Origin of the sequence: Lactobacillus helveticus DSM 20075 = CGMCC 1.1877 (genome assembly GCF_000160855.1) — a bacterium.
Taxonomy (GTDB): domain Bacteria; phylum Bacillota; class Bacilli; order Lactobacillales; family Lactobacillaceae; genus Lactobacillus; species Lactobacillus helveticus.
Window position 1 is genome coordinate 263,545 of sequence record NZ_GG700752.1, and the last position, 7,914, is coordinate 271,458.

The 7,914-nt window shown below is 29.5% G+C and carries 7 protein-coding genes; all 7 read left to right on the plus strand.

Annotated elements, in window-relative coordinates:
• Window positions 1–389 precede the first annotated feature (389 nt).
• The 7 genes from HMPREF0518_RS10235 (at window position 390) to HMPREF0518_RS01245 (ending at window position 7,342) form a co-directional block, all read left to right on the plus strand.
• Complete coding sequence (locus tag HMPREF0518_RS10235) at window positions 390–533, plus strand: hypothetical protein (RefSeq protein ID WP_003625293.1); 144 nt, start codon at window positions 390–392, stop codon at window positions 531–533.
• 77 nt (window positions 534–610) lie between these two features.
• Window positions 611–1,243: a hypothetical protein gene (locus tag HMPREF0518_RS01220; RefSeq protein ID WP_003625296.1), complete on the plus strand. Its 633-nt coding sequence runs from the start codon at window positions 611–613 to the stop codon at window positions 1,241–1,243.
• Between the two features lies 1 nt (window position 1,244).
• Window positions 1,245–2,261, plus strand: a complete 1,017-nt coding sequence (locus HMPREF0518_RS01225; protein ID WP_003625298.1) for a hypothetical protein — start codon at window positions 1,245–1,247, stop codon at window positions 2,259–2,261.
• Between the two features lie 14 nt (window positions 2,262–2,275).
• Complete coding sequence (locus HMPREF0518_RS01230) at window positions 2,276–3,292, plus strand: HesA/MoeB/ThiF family protein (protein WP_003625300.1); 1,017 nt, start codon at window positions 2,276–2,278, stop codon at window positions 3,290–3,292.
• A gap of 32 nt (window positions 3,293–3,324) precedes the next feature.
• The gene (locus HMPREF0518_RS01235; RefSeq protein WP_020807709.1) at window positions 3,325–4,167 is read left to right on the plus strand and encodes a hypothetical protein; all 843 of its coding nucleotides are present in this window, start codon (window positions 3,325–3,327) and stop codon (window positions 4,165–4,167) included.
• A 10-nt stretch (window positions 4,168–4,177) separates the two neighbouring features.
• A complete protein-coding gene (locus HMPREF0518_RS01240) occupies window positions 4,178–5,764 on the plus strand; it encodes an ATP-binding cassette domain-containing protein (protein WP_003625305.1) in 1,587 nt (528 codons plus the stop codon).
• A 6-nt stretch (window positions 5,765–5,770) separates the two neighbouring features.
• Complete coding sequence (locus tag HMPREF0518_RS01245; RefSeq protein WP_020828949.1) at window positions 5,771–7,342, plus strand: ATP-binding cassette domain-containing protein; 1,572 nt, start codon at window positions 5,771–5,773, stop codon at window positions 7,340–7,342.
• Window positions 7,343–7,914 lie beyond the last annotated feature (572 nt).

Here is a 7,914-nt window from a genome sequence, read left to right on the forward strand (position 1 = left end):
CCCTTCATGATGATGAATTTAAGCAAATATTAGAACAGAAGATGGTCAAAAGACCAATTTTCTTTGTTCAAAAATAAAAATAGAGAGAAAAAACGACCAATCAAACTCAAATTAAGAGTTGAATTGATCGTTTTTCGGTATCTAAGGGTTGGTTATTTCCCAGACACTTTGTAGTGTTAAGTTGCTGTAGTCTAAACACTATTTAGCACTGGCACTACTAAATTAAAAAGTAGTATTTAATAAAAATAAGCTTTAAATGAAAAAATAATATAAATATTTTTAAAATACTATTGACTTATTAATAAAAAGATAATATTATTGCCCTAATTTCCAAATGAACTACATCCATTTAGAAAGAAATATCTTTTTACTGAAAGGAAGTATTTTTTATGGAAAAGACTAATGAAAAGAAACAATTTGTTAAAGTTAATGGCTTGAAGGTTGAAACTGTTGATTATGACGATAATGTTGAATTGTTAGTTTCATGTTCTGGCTGTCAAGATGAAGATGATGTTTCAGAAGGACAGTTTTAAAGATTAACATTGTAGAAGCGTAGTGGGATTATTGACAATCTTTCTGCGCTTTTATTTTTTACTTTAGGAGAAAACCAATGCCAAGTAGTAATTTTTATGAGGCACTTAGTCTTAAAACTAGAGTTATACACCGAAACGAATTAAATAAGATAAAAGAGTCTGAAATTCATGATGAAGAAATTAATAGTTTCTCTGAAAACTTTATTTTTAAAAATAGATATTCTTATCGTGGTAACCTAAGTAGTTTATCTTATACAGAATTAAAAGAATTTATAGAAGATCTTTCAAGACGAAAAGACTATCATCCAATTCCTTACGCGGGAAATATATCTCCGGTAATTTCATTTTGCCTAAATGACTCTAATTTATATTATTGTAATTTTATTAATGGCTCTTTAAAGCGATATCAATCGGACAGTTTAAGAAAGTATGTGAAAAAACAAACAGATAGAGCAGATATTAGAGGCTCTGGTGGAACGATAATTTTATTAGCATTGGATTTTAGTGTATTAAAGACAAAATATTTGCAACAATCAGAAATTTTATCGTGGGTAGACTTGGGGTGCATTCTTGAAGGAATGTCTATTCTTGCATCAGTAAAACAATATAATTGTTGCATTCACTTTTTTATGAAAGATCCTAGAAATATTCTATTTGATGAGAAATCCTATACTCCAGTCTGTTTATTTCGTATTGGTCATAAAGCATAAAATGAGAAAAATTAGTATACAATTTGGTACGAATAATAATCATAGTGTAAATGGATATTTTACATGTATAAATTTGAGTAACTCACATCATAATGTACAACAAAGAATTACAAAATCTAATTTAAAAGAAATATTTGCTCAGGTTAATCTTTTAGATTTATTGTATCCAGCTTTATCTTTGATTGATTCACTGAATATTTTATTAGCTAACTACCATTTCAAGTGGATAGAATTAATTTTATCTATAAAAGAAGAAAAATGTAAATCTTCGTTAGAATATGTGTATTTAGGAGGAATTTTAACTTGTTGTGGAATTACAAGACCTATAGGCATTAAACAAAGAAACATTAATTTTTTAAGTGCTAATTTAACTAAGCTAATTTCATTAGCGATTGAAGGCATAAATAGTCTTAATTTCGTAGACCTTAACAGTGTGGGTTTGAGTTTTGATAGCTTTTCGGCTGGGATACTTTTCCATGAATTATTTGGTCACCTATCAGAAGGTGACGTAAAAGATATAAGAGAGTCTTTTATTCCGGCATTAAAAAGAAATTTTAATGTATATGATGTACCTTTTTATCCGAATCAGCAAGATGATGCATGTATTAAGGGACATAGTGTAAATTTGCTAAATAGTAGATTAAATTACGATACAGGAAATCTCTTTATCTATATAGATAGAGATAATGTCCAAAATAATATAGGGATTATTCGCCAAAGAAAACTTATTGCGACACGGTTTGGACTAGCCGAAGTTATTAACCCCAATGTGGTTATTTCCTTTGGAGGGGTTAATATACAAAAACATGCATTACATATAAGATTAGGACTTCAAAAAATTAAAAAACTGGATTTAAAAATACCTTTGGAGGATATAAAAGAAGTATATACATCTGATAATTCTCCGATTGAATATAGTACTATATGTCAAAAAATATCATATCCTGCTGTAGTATCTTTTAAACTTCCAAATGTATATATGAGATTAAAGCGACCAATAAAATTTTATATACAATAAGGGAGGATAAAGTAATGGAATATATGTTTAAGTACGATGTATATGGAAAAGTAGAGAACAAGGAAATAAAAATATTAGAGTTAATTCCTATAAAAAGAAGATATGTAATTAAATTGAAGGATGATGAGGTCAGCTCTGCGAAACAACTTATAGATTTACTTAATCATGGAACAACATTGCAAGAACTAGAAAAGCTTTTTGCTAAAAAAGAAACCATGAATAATATTTTTGTTTTTTTAAAGAAACAATATTTATTAGCAAATTACTTTGGTGATAATCATCCTGACGATCCTTTTGCTAGACAAATTGAAATGTTGGATTCTTTCAATAGATCTAGTGTATCAACCTCAAAATTACAGTCTGATTTAAGTCAAAAAAGCGTTCTGATAATTGGTGCTGGCGGAGTTGGAACAGCATTAAGTAACCTCTTAAATTCTTGTGGAATCGGACATATTTTTATTGTAGATGCAGATATTATTGAAAATACAAATTTATCAAGACAATTTTTATATAATCGAGACGATGTAGGAAAGCCTAAAGTTGAAGTTCTTAGTCAGAAATTAAACAAACGAGGCTTAGGCAAAGTTACAGGAATCAATGCAATGCTAACATTGTCTAACTATAAGGATATTTTAAAGGACGTTGGAAATGTAGATTTAATTACAGGTATGCCATTTCCTTTTAGTTCTTCTTTAAATAAATTGTATAAGGACATTTTGACCTTAGGTTATACAATGTACGCTATTGGAGAACACGATGCAGGCCCATTGTTTACTAAATCCAATGAAATAGATAAAGTTGCTAATTCAATTATTGCTAAATATCCTGCTACTAACTTTTTAAATCAAAGACGAGATAATCCAGCTCGGCATGATAGACATCCTAGTTTTTTACCAGAAATACAAATTACAAGTTCATTAGCTGCTGCTGAAATAGTTAAATATTTTACCCAAATTACGACTATGAATACTGAAAATACTATGTATTCATTACACTCTGATAACTATACTGTCTCGCTTGTAAAATTTTGATTTATAAATATCCTTTTGAAGAGGAAAGTACTATGAAAATCTATAAGTGGAAACTATCTAAATTACAAGTTCTTAAGCTAAGTAAGGTAAAAGTACAAGGAAACTTAGTTGCCGTTACTTCCGACGGAAATAAATATATTCCTTTTGGAGGAATAGATTCACTCTATGAAACGGCTTATAAAAAAGCTATATCTGAGTTAAATGAACGCGCGGCATGGTTTACTATGTACAGTTTACATCCGAGTATAGTTCCTAATACAACTGGATTCGCGGCGCATACAGATAAAGAAAAAGCTATTCAGAGTTCTATCTATGAAGTTATTGAAAGAAAAGCATTTCATTATTTTATTAAACTCATTATGAATAATAAAATAGATGAGATTTACTCTAATTTTCATATTCAAAATAAAAAAGATTTTCTTCTTTTTAGTAAGCCATATTTAACTCAGGCGGGTGAATTATGGATTACATTTGCGTTTGATTTAGGAAGAAAAATTATACCGGTAGGAATGGGAAAGCAAAATAATTTAGCTGAAAGTATTGATGATGCAATAGACGAATGCATAATGGTAAATCACTCTATCGAAAAATATTTAATTAGTCATAGTAATAAACAATCTACACAGAGTATGTCCCAAGAAGAACTTCTTTCATTTATTAATTTGGGAAAGAGTACATTACTTCAAGATAATCTAGAAAAGCTTAGTATAGAAAACAATTATTATGAGAATGTTAAAACGAAAAATATTGAAAGCTTGCTAACTTTGAATGTTACTCGATATATACCTAAATTTTTATCTCCAACTAACAGATATGTATATTTATCAGTTCCCTTAGAAAAAGCGGACTCTATTAAAAATAATTATAGGATCTAGATGATTAAAAATGAGTTTTCAAAAATTAATTAAAACTAATTTACTCTTATTCATTGTAATAATTGTTCTAGAGCTTTTGTTTGCAGCAGGATCTGCAATCAGTTCGTATATTATACAATTCGCTTATAATCAACTAGTTAAAAATATTCTTCTAGGTTTTTTGCTAATTATTGCCAGTAGTGTCTTTCTTTCATTCATTTCTTATATTTTGAGCTCGTTAGCTACATATCTTTTTAGTAAGCAGACGCAAAAATATATTCACAGTATTAGGCATAAATTAATAAGCGAATACTATCATGACAAGGCGCATAAAGTAGCTGAAATGGAAAATGAATTAAATAGCAATTTACAAGTGCTGACTAAAAATTATGCCGATCAGTCTTTGAGTATTATCCAATCAAGTTTTTTATTGGTTACGTCAATTAGCAGCCTTCTTCTAATGAATTGGATGCTGACATTGTTGGCAATAATTCTATCAGTTATTACGCTTTATATTCCCCGCTTTACAAGACAGAAAGCTTCTAATGCAACGCAAAAAGTAGCTAGTAGAAATAGTAAATATTTGTTAGTTATTGAAGAATGGTTTAACGGCTTAGAAGAATTAAGAAAATATACAGCTTTTAATCAATTAGACTTAGTCATGCAAAAAGTTAGTCAGAATTTAGAAACAAGTTTCGTAGAAAGAAAAAAGGTAATTTCTGTTGCTGATTTTCTTAACGGATGTGCTAATTCTTTTTCTCAAATTGCGATTACTCTGTTAGCCGCAATTTTGTTTTTTAATCATCAAGTAACTTTTGGAGTAATAATAGCAGCAGGGAACTTCTCCTCTATGATTTTAAATTGTTTATTGACAATTACTACATCGCTAACACGAATTCAGTCAGTTCAAGGTCTTAACAAACAAATTATTGAATCCCAGAAGTTAGTCCCTTTTCATAAAGAAATTAATACTGATGAAATATGCTCAATTAGTACGCATAATTTAAGCATTTCGTTTAAAAATGGAGAAACGATCTATTTTCCAGATATTCATATTAAAAAAGGCGAAAAAGTGTTGCTTAGTGGCGACAGTGGTACTGGTAAGTCTACGCTGTTTAAATTAATCCTTAATAAATTACAACCAACTAATGGACAAGTTATTTTTGAAGATAAATATGGTAAAGAAATTAGTCCTGATTATGCTCAAATAGGATATATTCCTCAGGATGGAAAGCTATTTCCTACTTCTATTATCAACAATATTATTATGTTCAATAATAAATTGAAAAAGCTGAGTAAAAATGCAGTTGAAAATAATGATTTAAGTAAAGATATAGCTAGTATGCCAAATGGACTTGAAACGGAAATTGATTTAGACACGAATAATTTTTCTGGAGGTCAAAAACAGAAAATTATTTTAGCTCGTAATGAGATACATAATTTTTCTATTATTTTAGCTGATGAGGCAACTAGTGCAATAGATTCAAAAAGTAGCTATCGCATTCTAAAAAATTTAGTATCATCGAATAAAACAGTTATTGTAATAGCGCATAATTTAACTCCAGCCATGGAAAAACTATTTAGTAGAAAGATTAGCCTTGGAAGCAATAAGAGGTGAGTATAAGTGTCTTTTAAAGATCTATATGCTGTTAATAGAATAAGAATGATATCGCTATTAGTTCTAGAATTCCTAACTTCTGGTTTGATAATTGGGGTCAGCTATATTAATACATATCAAATAACGGCTATTAAAGACCGCAAATGGCAACAATTTATTTTCTTGATTACTCTATCTTTGATTTTGTTCATTATAAGCTATGCTGGTCTTAATGTTTGTCAGTATTGGATAGAAAAACAAATTCAACAATATAATCATCAAATAAGATTTAAAATAGTAGATCATTATTTTTACGATAATAAACCGCATAATGCTGCCCAAGTTCAGAATCGGCTAACTAACGACCTGAACTTAATAAAGGATTCAAAACTTGCAGTATATACGGATATTCCATATTATTTAGCTCAAATTATCTTTGCATCAATTGGTTTGTTGCTGTTTCATTGGAGCCTATTAATTGTCGTTTTGATATTGGGAACACTCAGTTTTTATTTACCTAAACTTCTTCGTCCTGCCATGCAAGCAGCTGCTCTAAAGTTATCTCAAGCAAATAAGCAATATTTAGATACAGCTGAAAAATGGTTAGATGGCCTATCGGAACTTAAAAAATTTTCAGTGGGTTCACAGTTGTCTAAGATTATGGATCATGCATCTGATACATTAGAAAGTGCAAATATAGCAAGAAGAGGTACTATGCAAGGCTTAGCTGTATTGAATAAGGCTACCTCAGCGTTGTTACAATTTGTTTTATTAGCCGTTACGGCCATATTAGTTACAAACCATATTGTTGTATTTGGTGTAATAGTAACTGTTGAAAGCTTTAGCTCTTATATCAATGTATCAGTTAAGATGCTTGCAACTGAATTAGGACAGATTCACTCAGTAGATCGTTTAAGCAGGGAAGTTAATGCGGACACAGCTGTAATTGAGCATACGGGCGACTTACAATCTCCAGCTAGTTTAACTACAAAAAACGTGTCAGTAAAATTTTCTAACGGGAAAATAATAAAATTTCCTAATTTAAATATAAAAACTGGTGAGAAAATTTTGTTGACTGGTGACTCAGGATCCGGAAAAACTACTTTATTTAAAGTACTTCTTGGTAAGATTAAACTTCATACCGGTATGATCAATTTTAAAAATAAATATGGTGACGATATTAACATCGATAAGGCTAAGATAGGATATATCCCACAAGATCCGATTTTATTTCCTGATAGTATCGAAAATAATATTACAATGTTTAATTCAAAATTGAAAAATAAAGTGCTAGATTATGTTAAAGACGTTTCTTTTGAATCTGATATTAGAAAAATGTCGCTAGGTCTAAAGACAGAATTAAATTTGCAAAAATTAAATATTTCTGGAGGTCAACGACAAAAAATTGTGTTAGCTCGGGCTTGCATTCACGATGATGATTTTATTTTGATTGATGAGGGCACTAGTGCTATAGATAAAAAAGCAACGCTTGAAATCTTAAAGAAGTTATTAGATGGCCCATACACTGTGATCTTTATAGCTCATAATTTTAATGAAGAAATGTACAGTCTCTTTGATAGAGAGATACACTTAACTTAGATGCGTTTTTTGTAGTACTAAATCACTATAGTCTGAACACTATTTAGTGCTAAGACTACTAAATTAAAATAAAATTTCAAAAAAAGTCTATGCAACTTAAAAATTACATTCTATACTATTACCTACATCAAGAAAGACATAAATAATTTAAGAAAAGTAACTAAGCAATGATGAATCGATCGAGAAAAAATGTCGAGAAAAGCATCATTGCTTTTTTGATGCTTTTGCCCGTCATTTTAGTATTTTTACACATCTATGTTCAAAAAATTAAAAAGGAAAATTTGATAAATGAAGATTTTATCCGCAAGAACAAGTACCGCTATATAATGATCCGGTTCTGACTAATAGCTGGTATAGGCTAAAGAATAATGGGGCTTCACTGATTCATTTTGCACATTATTCAAATGAATCAATTACTAATAGTCTTAATCTTACCAAGATTTATAAGGCTAGTGTCTATAACAAAAATATTAAATAGGTTGTAGTTAAAAATGGAATTATCATAAGTTTAGCAAAGCTAATTACATCTTTAATGAGGTGAATATTAGAAAAATATGTTTAACGCTAGAACT

Coding starts and splice junctions, on each gene's coding strand:
- HMPREF0518_RS10235 (WP_003625293.1), top strand. CDS start 390: ATGGAAAAGACTAATGAAAAGAAACAATTTGTTAAAGTTAATGGCTTG.
- HMPREF0518_RS01220 (WP_003625296.1), top strand. CDS start 611: ATGCCAAGTAGTAATTTTTATGAGGCACTTAGTCTTAAAACTAGAGTT.
- HMPREF0518_RS01225 (WP_003625298.1), top strand. CDS start 1,245: ATGAGAAAAATTAGTATACAATTTGGTACGAATAATAATCATAGTGTA.
- HMPREF0518_RS01230 (WP_003625300.1), top strand. CDS start 2,276: ATGGAATATATGTTTAAGTACGATGTATATGGAAAAGTAGAGAACAAG.
- HMPREF0518_RS01235 (WP_020807709.1), top strand. CDS start 3,325: ATGAAAATCTATAAGTGGAAACTATCTAAATTACAAGTTCTTAAGCTA.
- HMPREF0518_RS01240 (WP_003625305.1), top strand. CDS start 4,178: ATGAGTTTTCAAAAATTAATTAAAACTAATTTACTCTTATTCATTGTA.